Origin of the sequence: Arthrobacter sp. NPDC056727 (assembly GCF_042790555.1) — a bacterium.
Taxonomy (GTDB): domain Bacteria; phylum Actinomycetota; class Actinomycetes; order Actinomycetales; family Micrococcaceae; genus Arthrobacter.
This window is the reverse complement of record NZ_JBHTZA010000004.1, coordinates 145902-163932: the sequence shown is the minus strand read 5'-3', so window position 1 is coordinate 163932 and position 18031 is coordinate 145902. Positions and strand designations below refer to the sequence as shown.

Annotated in this window: 17 protein-coding genes; 15 read left to right on the top strand and 2 right to left on the bottom strand. The window is 66.2% G+C overall.

The genetic code is table 11. The annotated features are described in order from the left end of the window. Nucleotides 1-6 precede the first annotated feature (6 nt). Nucleotides 7-489: a hypothetical protein gene (locus ACFRAH_RS05700; RefSeq protein ID WP_377989932.1), complete on the bottom strand. Its 483-nt coding sequence runs from the start codon at nt 487-489 to the stop codon at nt 7-9. A gap of 167 nt (nt 490-656) precedes the next feature. Here ACFRAH_RS05700 and argS point away from each other — a divergent pair, with 167 nt between their 5' ends. From argS to ACFRAH_RS05650, 10 genes are all read left to right on the top strand, one after another. Next, nucleotides 657-2306: an arginine--tRNA ligase gene (gene argS, locus ACFRAH_RS05695; RefSeq protein ID WP_377989931.1), complete on the top strand. Its 1650-nt coding sequence runs from the start codon at nt 657-659 to the stop codon at nt 2304-2306. After that, on the top strand, nt 2303-3796 hold the full coding sequence (gene lysA / locus ACFRAH_RS05690) for a diaminopimelate decarboxylase (protein ID WP_377989930.1): 1494 nt from the start codon (nt 2303-2305) through the stop codon (nt 3794-3796). The genes argS and lysA overlap by 4 nt, the downstream gene beginning before the upstream one ends. Beyond that, complete coding sequence (locus ACFRAH_RS05685) at nt 3797-5113, top strand: homoserine dehydrogenase (RefSeq protein ID WP_354258545.1); 1317 nt, start codon at nt 3797-3799, stop codon at nt 5111-5113. Next, nucleotides 5114-6217 carry a threonine synthase gene (thrC, locus tag ACFRAH_RS05680; protein WP_354258548.1) on the top strand — a complete coding sequence of 368 codons (1104 nt, stop codon included), beginning with the start codon at nt 5114-5116 and terminating at the stop codon, nt 6215-6217. A gap of 14 nt (nt 6218-6231) precedes the next feature. After that, nucleotides 6232-7197 (top strand): homoserine kinase, encoded by a 966-nt coding sequence (gene thrB / locus ACFRAH_RS05675; RefSeq protein WP_377990051.1) that lies wholly within the window; start codon nt 6232-6234, stop codon nt 7195-7197. A gap of 457 nt (nt 7198-7654) precedes the next feature. Further along, nucleotides 7655-9826, top strand: a complete 2172-nt coding sequence (gene rho / locus ACFRAH_RS05670) for a transcription termination factor Rho (protein ID WP_377989929.1) — start codon at nt 7655-7657, stop codon at nt 9824-9826. Nucleotides 9827-9988: 162 nt separating this feature from the next. After that, entirely contained in the window at nt 9989-11062 is a 1074-nt protein-coding gene (prfA, locus tag ACFRAH_RS05665) for a peptide chain release factor 1 (protein ID WP_377989928.1), read from the top strand. A 15-nt stretch (nt 11063-11077) separates the two neighbouring features. Then, entirely contained in the window at nt 11078-11992 is a 915-nt protein-coding gene (prmC, locus tag ACFRAH_RS05660; RefSeq protein WP_377989927.1) for a peptide chain release factor N(5)-glutamine methyltransferase, read from the top strand. 15 nt (nt 11993-12007) lie between these two features. Next, nucleotides 12008-12790: an L-threonylcarbamoyladenylate synthase gene (locus tag ACFRAH_RS05655; RefSeq protein WP_377989926.1), complete on the top strand. Its 783-nt coding sequence runs from the start codon at nt 12008-12010 to the stop codon at nt 12788-12790. Further along, entirely contained in the window at nt 12787-13557 is a 771-nt protein-coding gene (locus tag ACFRAH_RS05650; RefSeq protein WP_377989925.1) for a WecB/TagA/CpsF family glycosyltransferase, read from the top strand. The genes ACFRAH_RS05655 and ACFRAH_RS05650 overlap by 4 nt, the downstream gene beginning before the upstream one ends. Before the next feature lie 32 nt (nt 13558-13589). On the opposite strand, the gene ACFRAH_RS05645 is transcribed toward ACFRAH_RS05650, so the two are convergent. Beyond that, entirely contained in the window at nt 13590-14486 is an 897-nt protein-coding gene (locus ACFRAH_RS05645) for a glycosyltransferase (protein WP_377989924.1), read from the bottom strand. 313 nt (nt 14487-14799) lie between these two features. Between ACFRAH_RS05645 and ACFRAH_RS05640 the strand changes: the two genes are divergently transcribed. The 5 genes from ACFRAH_RS05640 (at nt 14800) to atpE (ending at nt 18015) form a co-directional block, all read left to right on the top strand. Beyond that, nucleotides 14800-15927: an MraY family glycosyltransferase gene (locus ACFRAH_RS05640; protein WP_377989923.1), complete on the top strand. Its 1128-nt coding sequence runs from the start codon at nt 14800-14802 to the stop codon at nt 15925-15927. Between the two features lie 91 nt (nt 15928-16018). Continuing rightward, on the top strand, nt 16019-16501 hold the full coding sequence (locus ACFRAH_RS05635; RefSeq protein WP_377989922.1) for a hypothetical protein: 483 nt from the start codon (nt 16019-16021) through the stop codon (nt 16499-16501). Beyond that, on the top strand, nt 16498-16836 hold the full coding sequence (locus tag ACFRAH_RS05630) for a hypothetical protein (RefSeq protein ID WP_377989921.1): 339 nt from the start codon (nt 16498-16500) through the stop codon (nt 16834-16836). Before ACFRAH_RS05635 ends, ACFRAH_RS05630 begins: the two co-directional genes overlap by 4 nt. A gap of 81 nt (nt 16837-16917) precedes the next feature. Further along, a complete protein-coding gene (gene atpB, locus ACFRAH_RS05625; RefSeq protein ID WP_102972065.1) occupies nt 16918-17718 on the top strand; it encodes a F0F1 ATP synthase subunit A in 801 nt (266 codons plus the stop codon). Nucleotides 17719-17796: 78 nt separating this feature from the next. Beyond that, nucleotides 17797-18015 carry an ATP synthase F0 subunit C gene (atpE, locus tag ACFRAH_RS05620; protein ID WP_003804776.1) on the top strand — a complete coding sequence of 73 codons (219 nt, stop codon included), beginning with the start codon at nt 17797-17799 and terminating at the stop codon, nt 18013-18015. The last annotated feature ends 16 nt before the right edge of the window (nt 18016-18031 follow it).

Sequence of the window (18031 nt, the reverse complement as noted above, 5' to 3'; positions counted from 1 at the left end):
AGCCGCCTACAGTGCCTGCGCCTTGATGGCTTCGACCGCCTGGTTGAAGCCGCCGCTGGTCAGGGAGGAGCCGGCCACTTTGGAGACCTTGATCTCATCCAGGCTCTTGCCCACCACCTGGTCGGCGATGCCGTCGGCGAACTCGCCCTGGAATTTGCGCGTGTTGGGGTTGGAGGGGTGCTGGGTGATCTCCACGGCGGACACCGTGCCGTTGGCCAGAGTCAGCTGGACACCCACAGTCTCGGTGCCGTTGGGGGACCGGTAGTTCCCGTCGGCGCTGTAGGTACCGTCCTTGTAGCCTGAAGCGGATGAACCGGCAGGGGCCGATGCCGTTCCGGATCCGGTGGCCACAGACGGTGCCGAGGATGCCGGGGCCGGTTCGGTCTCCTGCGCGGCAGTTTGGGCAGAAGGCGCGCAGCCTGCCACCGTTCCGGCGAGGGACAGGCCTGCCATGCCGGCGAAAACAGTCTTGCGGATTGATGGCTTCACGGGGTCTCTTTTCGTGGGATTGGCACTCTGGGGACGGCGTTGATGCTTCAACAAATCAAGGTTAAGGGCTTTTCCTGTGAATTTCCCATCGATTTGCTGTGACGCCGAGGGGCTGCCGGACCCGGCAGGATTCCGCGCCATGACGGGCTCCCCGGTAGGCTAGGAGTGTGACTCCCGAAGAACTCTCCCTCGCAATATCCGCCTGCCTGAAAGACGCCGTTGCCGCCGGTGACATTGCCCTTGCCGAGGCGGCCATACCGGACTCCGTCCTGGTGGAGCGACCGAAGAACCGGGAGCACGGCGACTGGGCAACCAACATCGCCCTGCAGCTGGCCAAGAAGGCCGGCACCAACCCGCGCGAATTCGCCACGCTGCTCAGCGCCCGGCTCAAGGACATCAACGGCGTCGACGGTGTGGAAATCGCCGGTCCCGGCTTCCTGAACATCACCGTTGACGCTGCCGCAGCCGGTGCCCTCGCCAAGGCCATCGTCGAAGCGGGCCAGGAGTACGGCACCAACGCCGCGCTCGCCGGCCACACGGTCAACATGGAGTTCGTTTCCGCCAACCCCACCGGGCCTCTGCACATCGGCCACACGCGCTGGGCGGCCCTCGGCGACTCGATCGCCAGGGTGCTTCGTGCCTCCGGTGCCGACGTCACCGCCGAGTACTACATCAACGACGCCGGCTCCCAGATGAACGTCTTCGCCAACTCGGTCCTGTCGCGCCTGCACGGCCGCGATGTGCCTGAGGGCGGCTACCCGGGCGAGTACATCCGCGACCTCGGCCACGAGGTGCTGACGCAGCACCCGGACATCCGTGAACTGACGGACGCGGCGGCCCTGCCCGTGATCCGCGCCGCAGCCTACGAGGCGCAGCTCAAGGACATCAAGGACACCCTGGCGGACTTTGGCGTCTCCTTCGACGTGTTCTTCTCCGAGCAGGAACTGCACGACGCCGGCGCCATCGAAAGTGCCGTCGCGCGCCTTCGCGAGCAGGGCCACGTGTTCGACGACGGCGGTGCCGTCTGGCTGCGCACCACCGATTTCGGTGATGACAAGGACCGCGTCATGATCCGTGCGAACGGTGAGCCGACCTACTTCGCCGCCGACGCCGCGTACTACCTCTCCAAGAAGGACCGCGGCTACACGGAGAAGATCTACCTCCTGGGCGCCGACCACCACGGCTACATCAACCGCCTCAAGGCCATCGCCGCCGCGGCCGGTGACGATCCCGAGGTCAACATCGAGGTCCTGATCGGCCAGCTGGTCTCGGTCAACGGCGCCAAGCTGTCCAAGCGTGCCGGCAACATCATTGAGCTCAAGGATCTGATCTCCTGGCTGGGCACGGACGCGGTGCGCTATTCGCTGGCACGCTTCCCCGCGGATTCGCCGCTCACCCTGGACCCCGAGCTGCTCAAGAAGCACTCCAACGAGAACCCCGTCTTCTACGTGCAGTACGCCCACGCGCGTTCCCGCGGCACTGCCCGCAACGCCGTTGCCGCCGGAGTCGACCGGAGCGCCTTCGACGCCTCCGCTCTGGACCACGCCACGGAAAACGAACTGCTGTCCTACCTGGGCAGCTACCCGTCGATTGTGGCCAAGGCCGCCGAACTCCGCGAGCCGCACCGCGTGGCACGCCACCTCGAAGTCATCGCCGGCGCCTACCACCGCTGGTATGACGCCTGCCGCGTGGCGCCCATGGGCGATGAACCCGTCACGGACACCAACCGCACCAGGCTCTGGCTTAATGACGCCACCAGCCAGGTGCTCGCCAACGGGCTCGAACTGCTGGGCGTCTCGGCGCCGGAACGGATGTGATCAGGTTGCAAACCGCCAGCAGTAATTCAGCCTCGCCGCTGGCACCGGCGTGGCTCGCCGTCCCCGCGGACGTTAACGCCCTCCACACCCCGGTGTGGGCCGGCGGGGTGGAGCGGAACGCCGGGGGCGAGCTGGCCGTTGACGGCATCCCGGTCAGCAGCCTCAAGGAGCAGTTCGGCACACCGCTCTTCGTCATGAGCGAATCGGACTTCCGGGCCCGCGCCCGCGCCTTCAAGGATGCCTTCGATGACGCTTTCGCCGACATCTGCGGGGGAGTGGACGTCTACTATGCCGGCAAGTCTTTCCTGTGCACCGCCGTCGCGACGTGGGTTGCCGAAGAGGGGCTGCGGCTGGACACCTGCTCCGGCGGCGAGCTTGCCGTCGCCGCCCGCGCCGGCATCGACGGTGCAAACCTATCGCTGCACGGCAACAACAAGTCCGACGCCGAGATCCACCGGGCGCTGGACATGAACCTCGGCCGCATCGTCGTCGACAGCCTGGACGAGCTGGAGCGGGTTGCCAAGATCGCCTCCGGCCGCGGCGAGACCGCCAGGGTCATGCTGCGGCTGACGCCCGGGGTGCACGCCCACACCCACGAGTTCATTGCCACCGCTCACGAGGACCAGAAATTCGGTCTCTCCATGGCGGAGGATTCGACCGATGAGGCGGGCCTGTCGGCCGCCGAGGAGGCCGTCGCCGCGGCAACGTCGTATGGCAGCGTGGAGCTGCTGGGCCTGCACTGCCACATCGGCTCGCAGATCTTCGAGCCGGACGGCTTTGCCCTGGCTGCGCAGAAGCTCCTGACCTTCCTGGCTGCCGTGCAGGCGAAGTACTCCATCACCCTGCCCGAGCTTGACCTCGGCGGCGGCTACGGCATCGCCTACACCCCGGTGGACACGCCCCGCCCGGCCGCCGACATCGCGCAGGCGATGGCCGCCGTCGTGCGTTCCAAGTGCGCGGAACTGGGGATAACCGCGCCCCGGATTTCCATCGAGCCCGGACGCGCGATCGTGGGCAGCAGCACCTTCACGCTGTACGAGGTGGGCACGCTGAAAACCGTCCGCGTGGACGCCCCGGCCGGTGACGCCGGTGCAGCCGGTGAGAATAACGCTAAAAACGTTACGCACCCGCGCCGCTATGTGTCGGTGGACGGCGGCATGAGCGACAACGCCCGTCCGGTGCTGTACGACGCGGATTATTCGGCCATTCTCGCCTCACGGACCTCCGCGGCGGCCCCGCAGCTGTCCCGCGTAGTGGGCAAACATTGCGAGAGCGGCGACATAGTTGTTAGAGATGTATATCTGCCCGAGGACGTGGCAGCCGGTGATCTGCTCGCTGTACCGGGGACCGGCGCCTACTGCTGGGCCCTGTCAAGCAACTACAACTATCTGGCCCGGCCGGGCGTTGTCGCTGTGCGCGACGGATCTCCCCGGCTGATTGTCCGCGGGGAAACCGAAGAAGATCTGCTGAACCGCGACATGGGAGCCTGAATGACCGAATTGCGAACCCTGAAAGTGGCCCTGTTGGGCTGTGGCAACGTCGGGGCTCAGGTGGCGCGGATTCTGATTGACGACGCCGGCACCTTGGCGCCGCGCACCGGCGCCCGCCTGGAACTGGCCGGCATCGCGGTGCGGAACCTCGACGCCGAGCGCGAGGTGGATCTCCCGCGCGAGCTGTTCACCACCGACGGCGAAACGCTGGTCAAGGATGCCGACCTCGTAATCGAGCTGATGGGCGGCATTGAGCCTGCCCGCTCGCTGATCCTGTCCGCCATCCAGAACGGCGCCAGCGTCGTCACCGGCAACAAGGCCCTGCTGGCCGCCGACGGCCCCGCACTCTACGAAGAGGCGGACAAGGCCGGCGTCGAACTGTCCTACGAAGCCGCCGTGGCGGGGGCCATCCCCATCCTGCGCCCCATCCGCGACAGCCTGTCCGGCGACCGCATCACCCGTGTGCTGGGCATCGTCAACGGCACCACCAACTTCATCCTGGACCAGATGGACTCCACCGGCGCGCAGTTCGCCGATGCCCTGGCCGAGGCCCAGCGGCTCGGCTACGCCGAAGCCGACCCCACGGCCGACGTCGAGGGCCACGATGCCGCCGCCAAGGCAGCCATCCTGGCGTCCCTGTCCTTCCACACGCGCTTCGACCTGGAGCATGTCTACTGCGAGGGCATCACGCGCGTCAGCGCCGCCGACATTGCCGCGGCGAAGGAAGCCGGCTTTGTCATCAAGCTGCTGGCGATCGCCGAAAAGATCGGCAACGGCGACGGCAGCGAGGGCGTTTCGGTGCGCGTCCACCCGACCCTCCTGCCGCGCGAACACCCGCTGGCAGCCGTCCGCGGGGCGTTCAACGCCGTCTTCGTCGAGGCGGAGAACGCCGGCGAGCTGATGTTCTACGGCCAGGGCGCAGGCGGAACCCCGACGGCGTCTGCCGTGCTGGGTGACCTCGTCTCAGCAGCCCGCCGCATTGTCCTCGGCGGACCCGGACGCATCGAGTCCACCACCGGCCACGTTCCGGCGCTGCCCATCGACGCCGCCACCACCAGCTACTACATCGGCCTGGACGTTGCAGACCAGCCCGGCGTGCTGGCGAAGATCGCCCAGCTGTTCGCCGAGCACGGCGTCTCCATCGAAATCATGCGCCAGACCATCCACCGCGATGCCGACTCCAACGTGGAATCGGCCGAGCTGCGGATCGTCACCCACCGCGCAAGCGAAGCTGCACTGGCAGCGACCGTCGAAGCCGTCAAGGGCCTTGACGTGATTAATTCCGTTACATCCGTACTGCGGGTAGAAGGAGCTTAAGTGGCTCACCAATGGCGCGGTGTCATCCGCGAATACGCTGACCGTCTGCCCGTAACCGCGGCAACCCGCGTGATCACCCTCGGCGAGGGCGGCACGCCCCTGGTCCACGCCCAGAAGCTGTCGGAGCTGACAGGCTCGGACGTCTACCTCAAGGTTGAGGGCATGAACCCCACCGGGTCCTTCAAGGACCGCGGCATGACCATGGCCATGACCGCGGCTGTTGAGGCCGGAGCCAAGGCCGTGGTGTGCGCCTCCACCGGCAACACGTCCGCCTCGGCTGCGGCGTACGCAACCGCCGCGGGGCTTACCTGCGCTGTGCTGGTTCCCGAGGGCAAGATCTCCATGGGCAAGCTGAGCCAGGCCATCGCCCACGGCGCCACGCTCCTGCAGGTTGACGGCAACTTCGACAACTGCCTGGACATCGCCCGCAAGCTGGGCGAGTCCTACCCGGTGTTCCTGGTCAACTCTGTGAACCCGGCCCGCATCCAGGGCCAGAAGACCGGCGCCTTCGAGATCGTCGACGCCCTGGGCGACGCCCCGGACATCCACGTCCTCCCGGTCGGCAACGCCGGAAACATCACGGCCTACTGGAAGGGCTACAAGGAGTACGCCGCTCCGTTCGAGTCCGAAACGGCCGGGACGCTTGCTCCCGTCTCCACCAAGACCCCCGCCATGTGGGGCTTCCAGGCCGCGGGCGCCGCGCCGTTCGTCGCCGGCCACCCCATCACGGAACCGGACACCATCGCCACCGCCATCCGGATCGGTAACCCGGCCTCGTGGGACGGCGCCATCGCCGCCCGCGACGAGTCGGGCGGGTTCATCGATTCCGTCACTGACGAGGAAATCCTCGCCGCGCACCGCTGGCTGTCCTCCCGCGAGGGCGTCTTCGTGGAGCCCGGCTCGGCTGCCGGCGTCGCAGGCCTGCTCAAGAAGCACGCCGCAGGTGAGGTGCCCTCGGGCAAGACCATCGCCATCACCGTCACCGGCCACGGCCTCAAGGACCCCCAGTGGGCGCTCCGCACCGAGGACGGCAGCGATGTCCAGCCCGTCAAGGTGCCGAACGACGTCGTGACCGTTGCTGCAGAACTGGGACTGGAAGACTAATAACAGTGGAAACCATGCTGCCGCAGACCGCCCAGCTGCCCGCCATCCAGGCCGGGCAGCAGGTGACGGTCCGGGTTCCGGCCACCAGCGCCAACCTCGGTCCCGGATATGACAGCCTCGGGCTGGCACTCACGCTGCACGACACCCTCACCGTGGAGAGCCTGGACACCGACGAGCTGATCTTCGAACTCAGCGGTGAGGGGGCCGAGTCCCTGCCGCGGGACGCCAGCCACCTGGTGGTCCGGGCCATGAATGCCGCCTTCGGGCGGCTGGGCTACCGGCACACCGGCCTGAAGATCACGGCAGAAAATGTCGTTCCGCACGGCCGCGGCCTTGGTTCGTCGGCATCAGCCGTTGTGGCTGCCGTGACGGCAGCCAACGCCCTGCTGCCGGCGGGGGAGCAGCAGGACCGGAACTGGATCCTGCAGCTGACCAGCGAGATGGAAGGCCACCCGGACAACGTCGCTCCGGCGATCTACGGCGGACTGGCGCTGTCGTGGCAGGACAGTGACCAGTACAGCACCACGTGCGCCACCGTCGACGCTGCCGTCGTCCCCATCGTGGCAGTTCCGGACTACGAGCTCTCCACCGAGGCCGCCAGGGCCCTGCTGCCTGCGTCCATCGGCCATCACGCGGCCGCGATGAACTCCGGCCGCGCAGCACTGCTGATCCACGCGCTGACGCAGAAGCCTGAGTTCCTGCCCGCCGGCACCGAGGACTTCCTGCACCAGAGCTACCGTGCGGAGGCCATGCGTCCCAGCGCCAGCCTCATCAAAGCCCTGCGCGGAGCCGGCCACGCCGCCGTCGTCTCCGGAGCAGGCCCCACGGTTCTGGTGCTGGCCAACGGCGAGGCGGAAGCCGCGTCCGTGCTGGAATTCATTGCCGCGTTCTCCGAGGCAAATACGCCGGATATCAACTGGCGTGTGATGAAGCTGGCAGTCGACGTCGAAGGTGCTAAAGTGGGAGTGCACCGGCGGTAACACCGCATGCAGTCCCCGCAGTCATCACCGCATTCACTGAACACGGTCTTTATCGAACACAGTATTCATTGATGCAGCCAGACGGCGACTCTGCAGTCGAGAGGGCCCTGCAGCCAAGAGACCGTGCAGTCAACGACTCCGAGAATGGCCTTAACCGGTCATCGGGTCAGAATCTGCTTCGATCTGCTGCTGCTGCTTCGATCTCTTATTGCGCAATATCCTCCGGCGCCACCTGCTTGGCCTGGCCAGGAAAGTACAGACGTGTTTCTGTTCCCTGAACCGCCAGTCCGCCGCCCCGCCAGCATGCGGAGCGTTTGAAGGTGATCAGTATCCGGCCCTGCTGGCCGAACTCCAACCGGCAAGGCCGACATCGCGGCTGCAGATCTGAACTGCAGCCCAGATCCAATCATCGCGTCCAGCTCACAGTCTGGACGCCGTCGAGGGGGAAGGATCCTTCGTGACCGAAACCACTGAGCTGTCGCCAGCTGTGGACACACCATCTTCTGCTTCCGGAACGTTGACGGAAGCGCCCGCCAAGAGCAGCGGCCTTGCCGGCCTTAAGCTCGCCCAGCTGCAGGCCCTTGCCAGCCAGCTTGGTATCTCCGGCGGTTCCCGCATGCGCAAGGGCGACCTGGTGGCGGCTATTTCCGCCCACCGTGCAGGTACGTCCGCCCCCGCCGCCAAGGCACCGGCGCGGAGCGCAGCCAAGGCTGCTGCAACCGCCCCGGCAGCTCCGGCGGCCGAGGCCGCAGCCCCGGCCGCGGAAGCAGCCGAGGCACCGGCCCAGGAAACCCGTGCGCGTGGCCGTGGCCGCAGCCGCCGGGCAGTGAGCGACGGCATTGTTGCCGCACCCGCGGCGGAAGCGGCAGCACAGCCTGCTGCGGAGGCTCCGGCCACTGAAGCACGTGCCGCTGAAGCACCGGCAGCCGCTCCGGCCGTCGAGGCTCCCGCCGCCGCTGAAGGCGCAGCTGCCACCGAGGCCGAAGGCGCAGAACGCCGCCAGCCGCGCACCCGCAACCGCCGCCGCGGGGAAGCAGCTGCAGCCGCTCCCGCCGAGGCACCCGCTGCTCCCGCCGAAGCTGCCCCGGAGACACGTGGCACTGAAGCACGTGGCACGGAAGCACGTGGCACGGAAGCACGCGGCGCCGAGGCCCGCGAGCAGGCTCCGGAAGGCGAAGCCGGCCAGCGCGAACGCCGCGACACCCGCGGCCGCGGTGGCCGTGACGCGGGCGAGGCAGGCGGACGCGACACCCGCCGCGATGACACCCGCCGTGACGACACCCGCGAAAGCGACGAAGACGGCGGCAGCCGCCGCAACCGGCGGAACCGCCGCGACCGGAACGACCGCAACGAGCGGTCCGACAGCCGCGACGGCAACCGCAACGACCGGTTCCGCGACCGCAATGACCGCCGCCGCGGACGCAGCCAGGGGCCCGACGTCGACGACGTCGAGATCACCGACGACGATGTCCTGCTGCCGGTGGCCGGCATCCTGGACGTCCTGGAAAACTACGCGTTCATCCGTACGTCCGGTTACCTCCCGGGCCCGAACGACGTCTACGTCTCCCTGGCCCAGGTCAAGAAGTACAACCTGCGCAAGGGCGACGCCGTGGTTGGCGCCATCCGCGCACCGCGCGACGGCGAGGACCGCGGCCAGCAGTCCGCCCGCCAGAAGTTCAACGCGCTGGTCCGCGTCACCTCGGTGAACGGCAAGACCGCCGAGGACCTCAAGGACCGCGTGGAGTTCGCCAAGCTCGTCCCGCTGTACCCGTCCGAGCGCCTGCGCCTCGAGACCGACCCCAAGAAGATCGGCCCCCGCGTCATCGACCTGGTCGCCCCGATCGGCAAGGGCCAGCGTGGCCTGATCGTTTCGCCGCCCAAGGCCGGCAAGACGCTCATCCTGCAGTCCATCGCCAACGCGATCACCACCAACAACCCTGAGGTCCACCTCATGATGGTGCTGGTTGACGAACGTCCCGAAGAAGTCACGGACATGCAGCGCACGGTCAAGGGCGAGGTCATTGCCTCCACCTTCGACCGTCCCGCCGACGACCACACCACCGTGGCCGAACTCTCCATCGAACGCGCCAAGCGCCTCGTGGAAATGGGCATGGACGTCGTGGTGCTCCTGGACTCCATGACCCGCCTGGGCCGCGCCTACAACCTGGCAGCCCCGGCCTCCGGCCGCATCCTGTCCGGTGGTGTGGACTCCGCAGCCCTGTACCCGCCCAAGCGGTTCTTCGGTGCTGCCCGCAACATCGAAAACGGCGGCTCGCTGACCATCCTGGCAACGGCCCTCGTGGAGACCGGATCCAAGATGGACGAGGTCATCTTCGAAGAGTTCAAGGGCACCGGCAACATGGAGCTCCGCCTGTCCCGCCAGTTGGCGGACAAGCGCATCTTCCCCGCCGTGGACGTCAACGCCTCCGGCACGCGCCGCGAAGAAAACCTGCTCTCGGCCGAAGAGGTCAAGATCATGTGGAAGCTGCGCCGCGTCCTCTCCGGCCTGGAGACCCAGCAGAGCCTGGAACTCCTGACCAACAAGATCCGCGAAACGCAGAGCAACGTCGAGTTCCTCATGCAGGTTCAGAAGACGACGCTTGGTTCGAAGTCGGATAACGACAAGTAGCTGAGCCAGGGGTGGGGCCGTCGCGTAGTTTCGCGGGCCCCACCCTTTGTCGTTCCGTTCAACGCGGGGTCAGATACAGCCCAATGATGCCGCCGGATCGGGCGGTAAGTGACCCCGCGTTGCAGTAACTAGACTTGGTTACAAGTCGAAAGAGGTTTGAAAATGTTTGAGTCCGTACAGGGCCTGTTGGATGAGCATGATTCCATCCAGGCGCAGTTGGGGGATCCGGCTGTATATGCTGACCAGAAGCTGGCTCGGAAGTTGGGGCGGCGGTCTGCGCAGCTGAACGGCATTGTGGACGCCTACCACAAGTGGCACGCGCTGCAGGATGACCTCGCCGCTGCCAAGGAGATGGCTGCGGAGGATCCTGAGTTTGCCGCAGAGGTGCCTGAACTGGAGGAAGCGGTAGAGGCGGCGGCGGCGCGGTTGACGCGGCTGCTCATCCCGCGGGACCCGGACGATGCACGCAACGTGATCCTTGAGGTCAAGGGCGGCGAAGGCGGCGACGAGGCTGCCCTGTTCGCCGGCGACCTGCTGCGCATGTACACCCGGTACGCGGAATCCCGCGGCTGGAAGACGGAGATCATCTCCTCCACCGAGTCGGACCTCGGCGGCTACAAAGACGTTCAGGTGGCCGTCAAGGGCAACTCCAACGATCCAGCCGAGGGCGTCTACGCGAGGCTCAAGTTCGAGGGCGGCGTGCACCGCGTCCAGCGCGTGCCCGTCACCGAATCGCAGGGCCGCATCCACACGTCGGCCGCAGGCGTCCTGGTCCTGCCTGAGGTGGATGAGCCCGAAGAGCTCGAAATCAACCAGAACGATCTCAAGATCGACGTCTACCGCTCGTCGGGCCCCGGCGGCCAGTCCGTCAACACCACCGACTCCGCCGTCCGCATCACGCACCTCCCCACCGGAATCGTCGTGGCCATGCAGAACGAAAAGTCCCAGCTGCAGAACCGTGAAGCAGGCATGCGCGTCCTCCGTGCCCGCATCCTGGCCCACCAGCAGGAGCAGATCGACGCCGCCAACTCCGAGCAGCGGAAGTCCCAGATCCGCACCATGGACCGGTCCGAGCGCATCCGGACCTACAACTACCCGGAAAACCGGATCGCCGACCACCGCACCGGCTACAAGGCCTACAACCTTGACCAGGTCATGAACGGCGACCTCGAGCCGGTCATCCAGTCCGCCATCGAGATGGATGAACAGGCGCGGCTGGACGCCATCGGCGACTAGGAGCCCCTGGATCCCATGACGTCCGAGCACACTCCGGAGCCGCCGGAGCACCGTCTGCCTGCCCAGTCCCTGGCAGTTGCGGTCCGCGAGGCGACTGAACGCCTTGCCGAGGCCGGTGTCCCCAGCCCCCGGGTGGACGCCGAACTCCTGGCGGACCATTTGCTGGGGGTGGGGCTGGGGCGGCTGCGGGCCATGATGCTCGGGGACGCTCCTGCCCCGGCCGGCTACGCCGAACTCGTTGCCGAGCGCGCCACCCGGATTCCGCTCCAGCACATCACCGGCGTGGCCCACTTCCGCTACCTCCAGCTAGCGGTGGGGCCCGGCGTCTTCATTCCCCGCCCTGAAACCGAATCCGTGGTGCAGCTGGTTATCGACCGGCTGCGCGCACTGGAACGTGCCGGCGTGGTCCGTCCGAAGGTGGTGGACCTGGGAACCGGTTCCGGCGCCATCGCCGGTTCAGTAGCGCACGAGGTGCCCGAGGCCGAGGTTTTCGCGGTGGAGTTCAGCGAATTCGCGCACGCCTGGGCGGCCAAGAACCTCCGCCCCCTGGGTGTCACCCTGCTGCTGGGGGACCTGCGGAACGCTCTGCCCGAACTTAACGGAACGTTCGACGTCGTGGTGTCCAACCCGCCGTACATTCCCGCGGAAGCCATCCCGAACGAACCCGAAGTGGCGCTCCACGATCCGCCGGAGGCGCTCTACGGCGGCGGAGCGGACGGCATGGAACTGCCGACGGCGGCCGCCGCCTCGGCGGCCCGGCTCCTGGTTCCCGGCGGCTACTTCGTGATGGAACACGCCGAAGTCCAGGCCGGCTGGATCGCGACGATGCTGAAGAAGACCGGATTCTGGACCGACGTCACCACGCATTTTGACCTGAACGGCAAGGAACGCGCCACCAGCGCCGTCCTTTCCTCGCCGCCCGCGGAGTAATGAAAGAATGAGGCAGTGACCACTACGTACAACTGCACGGCCGACGACGAGCGGACAGCCGGTATTGCGCACGCGCGGCGGGCGATTCTCGAGAAGAAGTGCATTGTCCTTCCCACGGACACCGTCTACGGAATCGCGGCCGATGCCTTTTCCCCGCAGGCTGTCACCATGCTGCTGGTCTCCAAGGGCCGGGGCCGGAACATGCCGCCGCCGGTCCTGATTCCGCGCCTGAATGCGCTCGACGGCCTCGCCACCGATGTGTACCCGGATGCACGCGAGCTGGCCGAGGCCTTCTGGCCAGGCGGGCTGACCCTGATCTTCCACGCCCAGCCGTCGCTCGACTGGGACCTGGGTGAGACCAAGGGCACCGTGGCCCTTCGTATTCCGGACGACGAGGTGGCGATCGACCTGCTGACCGTCACCGGGCCCCTCGCCGTGTCCTCGGCGAACCGGACCGGCCAGGCACCGGCACAGACGGCCTTTGAAGCCCGTTCCCAGCTCGCTGAGTCCGTTGAGGTGTACCTTGAAGGCGGCTTCCGGCCAGTGGAGGGGACCGACGCCACGCCGTCCACCATCGTGGATGCGACTTCGCTGCCGCTGCGCGTGGTCCGTGAGGGGGCCATCAGCCTGGAGCGGCTGCGCGGGGTGGTTCCCGGAGTCCTCGACATCAACGGCAACGCTGCCGACGAGCCTGAGGCCACGGCGGACGAGCCCGAGGTCACCGCCGATGGGGCTGAGGCCACCGCCGGCGAGGCTGGCCCGTCCGACGCCGGCGAAAAGCCTGCAAGCGCCGAATGACGCTGCAGAGGCAACCGGTACCGGTCCTCGGAGTGGATGCCACGCCTTTGGACGTTGATGGGCTCACCGCAGTCCTCGACGGATTCCTGGCTGACGGCAGGACCAGAACCGTCGTCGGACACAATCTCCACAGCGTGACGCTGTTCCATTCCGAACCGCAGTTCAGGAAGTTCTACGAGAACAGTGACGTTGTCCTTCTGGACGGCGCACCTGTCCTGTGGCTGTGGGGGAGAGGCCGGGAAAAGTCGGGCGGGGACACACGGCCCGTCATGGACTACCGGCTTGGTTCGACAGACTGGATTCCCGCACTGGGCCAGCTGGACGGCCTCCACCGCATCGCCGTCGTGGGCGCCGGAGCGTCCGCCAACGCCAAGGCCGTCGCGAAGCTGCAGGCCATCGTTCCGGGCGCCACTGTCTCCGGAATGCCGGGGGAGGACTGGAACCCGGAGCTGGAAGAGAAGGCTGCCGCGTGGCTGGCGGAACTCCAGCCGCAGCTGGTGCTGATCGGCCTTGGCATGCCGCTGCAGGAAGAGGTGCTGTGGCGGCGCCTGCCATCGCTGCCGCCCGCCGTCTACTGCGCTGTCGGGGGAGCGATCGAACAGATCGCCGGCATTCAGAAACTGGCACCCCGCTGGCTGGGCCGGCTGGGGCTGGAGTGGGCCTGGCGGCTGCTGCTGCATCCGCGCCGGGTGGCATACCGCGTGTTTGGCGAACCATGGGTCCTGCTGGCACTCCTGCTCCGCCGCCGGCTGCGCGGGCGGGACTGACGGGCCGGGAAAGCTGGTCAGTCCCGCCTACGCTAGAACTTCTGGTCCTTGAGCGGCGCAAACCCCTTGCCGCGGAGCCCCGTGGAGAAGGCCCGGAACCAGTCCGCCAGCCCGCGGAGGTCGCCCCGGCGCAGGAAGTAGCCGAGGTAGCCGCCCACATCCGCCACCAGGGACTTGGCGCGGAAATGACGGCGAATCAGGTACCCGCGGTTGCGGTAGTAGTAATACCGCTTGAAGGCGCTCTCCGGGACGATAACGTGCCAGCGGGCCCCGAACACGTGCTTCGTTTCCGAAAACGCGTGCGGGTGCATGATCGCAGCCGTGGTCACAGTGCCGAACCGGATGCCGGCCTTGCGCAGCCGGATGGTGAAGTCCACCTCGTCGCCGCGGATGAAAAGGCGCATGTCCGGCAGCCCCACTTTGAAGAAGACGTCCGAGCGGATGAGCGCGCCGTTGAAAAAGTGGCCGTCGTTGGGCAGGAAGCCGACCTTCTCCAGTGCAGCCCGGTCATGGGTGACCTTGCCGTCCAGGCGGAAGAAAAAGGAGAGCTGGTCGGGATGGCCCGGGGCCACCACAAGGGGCACCACAGCCTCCAGGTCCCGCGCCTCCGCTTCCCGGATCAGCGTGGCCAGGCACTCCGCGTCCGCCGGCTCGGCGTCGTCGTCCATCATCCACACCCAGTCCGCGCCGCTGGCGACGGCTTTGAGCGCCGCGAGGGAGAAGCCGCCGGCGCCGCCGAGATTGGCTTCGGAGCGCACGTAGTCCACGTTTGCATGCTGTGCCGCGACGTCCTTCGCGGGCTTCGTGCCGCTGTCAACGAGGCAGATTGTGGACACCGGGGCCGTCTGGCCATTGATGGCCTTCAGCAGGACGGCGAGCTCCTGGGGACGGTCAAACGTCACGGCGGCAACTGCGACCGACACTGGCATTGCGGGGATCCTTTCAGCACAGCCGTCGGCAAGTTTCCCGCCGGCGTGAGGCCGTGTGACGCGAAGCGATGTACCCGTTGGCGTTAGTATCTTGACTAGAGTCCACTGTAATACAGCCCCGTCAGGCACTATGCACTGCCTGTCTGTGCGCATGGCGACGGAGAAGTTTCATTTATTGCACGTCAGATCCACACCTAACGAGCCCGCATGGTCCGCCCGGCCTGACCCCCAAACCGCATCCGCCTAGCCTGCAGCGTGGCAGGGTACGCAGCGCTGGCAGTAAATACAGCGCCACGGGGACGGTGGCCGCGCCATGATCATGTACCTGTCCATGATGCTGACAGCCGCGATCGTCTCCTACGGAGCAACGTGGGGCGCCCGGCTGATCGGCAACCGGCTTGAGCTGTTCGCCCCCATCCGCAGCAGGGACATGCATTCCAGCCCGGTCTCGCGGCTCGGCGGACTCGGGATTTTCGCGGGCGTCCTGGTGGCGCTGGCCATCGCGAGCCAGTCCTTCTTCGTCAAAGACATCTTCCGGAACAACGCAGCTCCGTGGGGCGTCCTGGCGGGTGCCGCCGTCATCGTGGTCGTGGGGGTCGCGGATGACCTGCTGGACCTTCGCTGGTGGGTCAAGCTGATCGGGCAGGCTTTCGCCGCGCTCGTGGTGGCCGTCTGGGGTGTCCGCATGACCATCATCCCGTTCGTTCCGGAGCCGATCCGGTTCGAGTCGGACCCGGTCAACATCGCCCTTACCACCGGCCTGATCGTCGTCACGATGAACGCGTTCAACTTCATCGACGGGCTGGACGGGCTGGCCGCAGGGGTGGCCATCATCGGCGGGTCCGCGTTCTTCCTCACCGCCTACTGGGTCCACCGGAACGCCCCTATCCTGGACCGTTCCGACCTCGCCACGCTGCTGACGGCAGTCCTTGTGGGCAGCTGCCTGGGCTTCCTGCCGCACAACTGGTTTCCCTCGAAGATTTTCATGGGCGATTCCGGCGCGATGCTGATAGGCCTGCTGATGGCCTCCGCAGGCGTGGTCTCCACCGGGCAGATCACGTCGGGCCTTTATGACCGCGTCAACGGTATCCCCACGATCATCCCCATCCTGCTGCCGTTTGCTGTGCTGTTCTTGCCGCTCCTGGACCTCTGCCTCGCGGTGGTGCGGCGCACCGCCGTCGGCCGTTCACCGTGGTCCGCCGACCGCGGACACCTGCACCACAAGCTCATGGACATCGGTTACTCCCACCGCACCGCGGTCATGCTGCTGTACTTGTGGGCGGCTGTCCTGTCCTTCGGCGGCCTGGCCTTTGCCGTCTACCCGTGGCAGGTTGTCCTGGCCGTGATGATCGCCGCCACGCTGATCATGGGGCTGGTCACCGCGTGGCCGTACCTGAGCCGGCGCGGGGAGAACGGCGGAGTGGGGCAAGCGCCGGAGTAAGACGCGCTTTTCGGAAAATTTCTATCTCGTGTAGAATTCAGGTGCAGGTCTTTCCTGCACCACTCCACCCTGCCCCGAAGATTGGGTTCGCATGACCTCCAACGCCGAGCCCGGACCTGTGTCCGGCAAAGGATCCGTTGGCGTCTCCGGGCCCACGCGGTCGCTCTGGCTCGGGCTGCTTGGACTAAGTTCTGCGGTCGCCGGCGGTGCCCTGGTTCTCACCGGCGTAGTGGCTGCCCTGCTAAATGGCTGGACCGGAGTTGTGTCCAGCAGCCTCGGCGGCCTGCTGGTGATCGTGTTCTTCGCGATCAGCCTGCTCATCGGACACTTTGTGGGGCGCAACAACCCTTCAGGTGCCGTCGGCCTGTTCGTGGCGACATACTTCGTCAAGGTCATCGGCTTCGCCGTGGTGCTGTTCGCCCTCGGGGCTCCCGACTGGCTGCACGGCCGGTGGTTCGTCATTGGTGCCGTCGTAGCTGTGGTCACATGGCAGGCGGCTGAGATCTACGGCTTCAGCAAGGCCCGCCTGCAGATCTTCAACGACCCCAAACCGGACGAGGGCAGCACCAAATGACCAAGCGCAACAACCCAGGAAAAAATACGCCTGGGACTCCCGAACCGACGCCCGGTCCTGCCGCTGTACCCGGCGAGAATTCCGACGGCGGTTACAACGCTGGAATGGCCGTCTTTAGCTACATAATTGGCGGAATCATCGTCTGGAGTTTGATAGGCTGGGGACTGGATTATCTGTGGGGAACCCGCTGGATTGTGCTCGCAGGCGCTCTGCTTGGAGCAGCAGGAGGGTTCTATCTGTCCCATATGCACGGCCTCACCAGTTCAAGGAAACCAACTGGCGGGAGCGGTGCAGCCAGCGGCCCGTCCGAGGACGGGAACAGTAATGCCAAATAATTTCACGAGGGGGAGGGCAAGCATGACGCGCGCCGGAACCCGACCAACGCCCAACGATGGACACTGCAGAGAGGAAACGCGTTGATCGCGCTTGCGCTCCCGGCCCAAAATTCAGGAGAGTTCACTCCTCCCGGAATTGAAGAAATGCACCTGCCGGCTATCCTGCCGTGGGGTGCGGCAGACGGATTCTCCAAGCAGATGCTGCTGGTTATCCTGTCCGTCGTCATTATCGCCACATTCTTTGTGCTCGCTGCGCGGAAGCAGCAGCTCGTTCCCGGCAAGCTGCAGTTCGCAGGTGAAGCCGCGTACGGCTTCGTCCGTAACAGCATCGCCAAGGACATCATCGGTGGCAGGGACTTCATCAAGTACGTCCCGCTCCTGTTCAGCCTGTTCTTCTTCATCCTGGTGAACAACATCTACGGCGCCATCCCGGTGATCCAGCTCCCGAGCTTCTCGCACGTCGGCGGTGCCTACGTGCTGGCAGCCATCGTGTACGTCACGTGGATCGGCATCGGCATCAAGAAGAACGGCCTGCGCTACTTCAAGCTGGCCACCGTTCCCTCCGGTGTCCCGGTCTACATCCTCCCGATCGTCATTCCGATCGAGATCATCTCCAACTTCCTGGTCCGCCCGGTCACGCACAGCCTGCGTCTCTTCGCCACCATGCTGGCCGGCCACCTGATCGTCATGATTGCCGGTTCCGGGATCGAATACCTCGTGATGCAGGAGAACGTCCTCCTCAAGGGCACCTCTGTCCTGGTTCTCGCCGGTGCGATTGCCATGTACATGCTCGAAGCGCTGATCATGGCGCTGCAGGCGTACGTGTTCACACTGCTGACCGCGATCTACATCGAAGGCGCACTCCACGCCGACAGCCACTAGGCACCTCAAACTTCCCCTCGCGGGGATGAAGCAACCCAAACAACCTGCCATATACATGGCATCTTGAAAGGAAGAAAAATGGAAGGCTCCATCAACGGCTCCCTCAACCTCATCGGCTACGGCCTCTCGGCCATCGGCGGTGGTATCGGTGTGGGTCTCGTGTTCGCTGCCTACATCAACGGTGTGGCCCGTCAGCCGGAAGCCCAGCGCGTCCTGCAGCCGATCGCATTCCTCGGCCTTGCGCTGACTGAAGCCCTCGCCATCCTGGGCCTGGTCTTCGCTTTCGTTCTCAAGTAAACCTTCAGAACCAAGC

What these genes read in the sequence shown, in the direction of transcription:
- prmC (WP_377989927.1), top strand. Translation starts at nt 11,078, where the DNA reads ATGACGTCCGAGCACACTCCGGAGCCGCCGGAGCACCGTCTGCCTGCC.
- ACFRAH_RS05650 (WP_377989925.1), top strand. Translation starts at nt 12,787, where the DNA reads ATGACGCTGCAGAGGCAACCGGTACCGGTCCTCGGAGTGGATGCCACG.
- ACFRAH_RS05685 (WP_354258545.1), top strand. Translation starts at nt 3,797, where the DNA reads ATGACCGAATTGCGAACCCTGAAAGTGGCCCTGTTGGGCTGTGGCAAC.
- ACFRAH_RS05640 (WP_377989923.1), top strand. Translation starts at nt 14,800, where the DNA reads ATGATCATGTACCTGTCCATGATGCTGACAGCCGCGATCGTCTCCTAC.
- ACFRAH_RS05635 (WP_377989922.1), top strand. Translation starts at nt 16,019, where the DNA reads ATGACCTCCAACGCCGAGCCCGGACCTGTGTCCGGCAAAGGATCCGTT.
- ACFRAH_RS05630 (WP_377989921.1), top strand. Translation starts at nt 16,498, where the DNA reads ATGACCAAGCGCAACAACCCAGGAAAAAATACGCCTGGGACTCCCGAA.
- thrB (WP_377990051.1), top strand. Translation starts at nt 6,232, where the DNA reads ATGCTGCCGCAGACCGCCCAGCTGCCCGCCATCCAGGCCGGGCAGCAG.
- ACFRAH_RS05645 (WP_377989924.1), bottom strand. Translation starts at nt 14,486, where the DNA reads ATGCCAGTGTCGGTCGCAGTTGCCGCCGTGACGTTTGACCGTCCCCAG.
- atpE (WP_003804776.1), top strand. Translation starts at nt 17,797, where the DNA reads ATGGAAGGCTCCATCAACGGCTCCCTCAACCTCATCGGCTACGGCCTC.
- prfA (WP_377989928.1), top strand. Translation starts at nt 9,989, where the DNA reads ATGTTTGAGTCCGTACAGGGCCTGTTGGATGAGCATGATTCCATCCAG.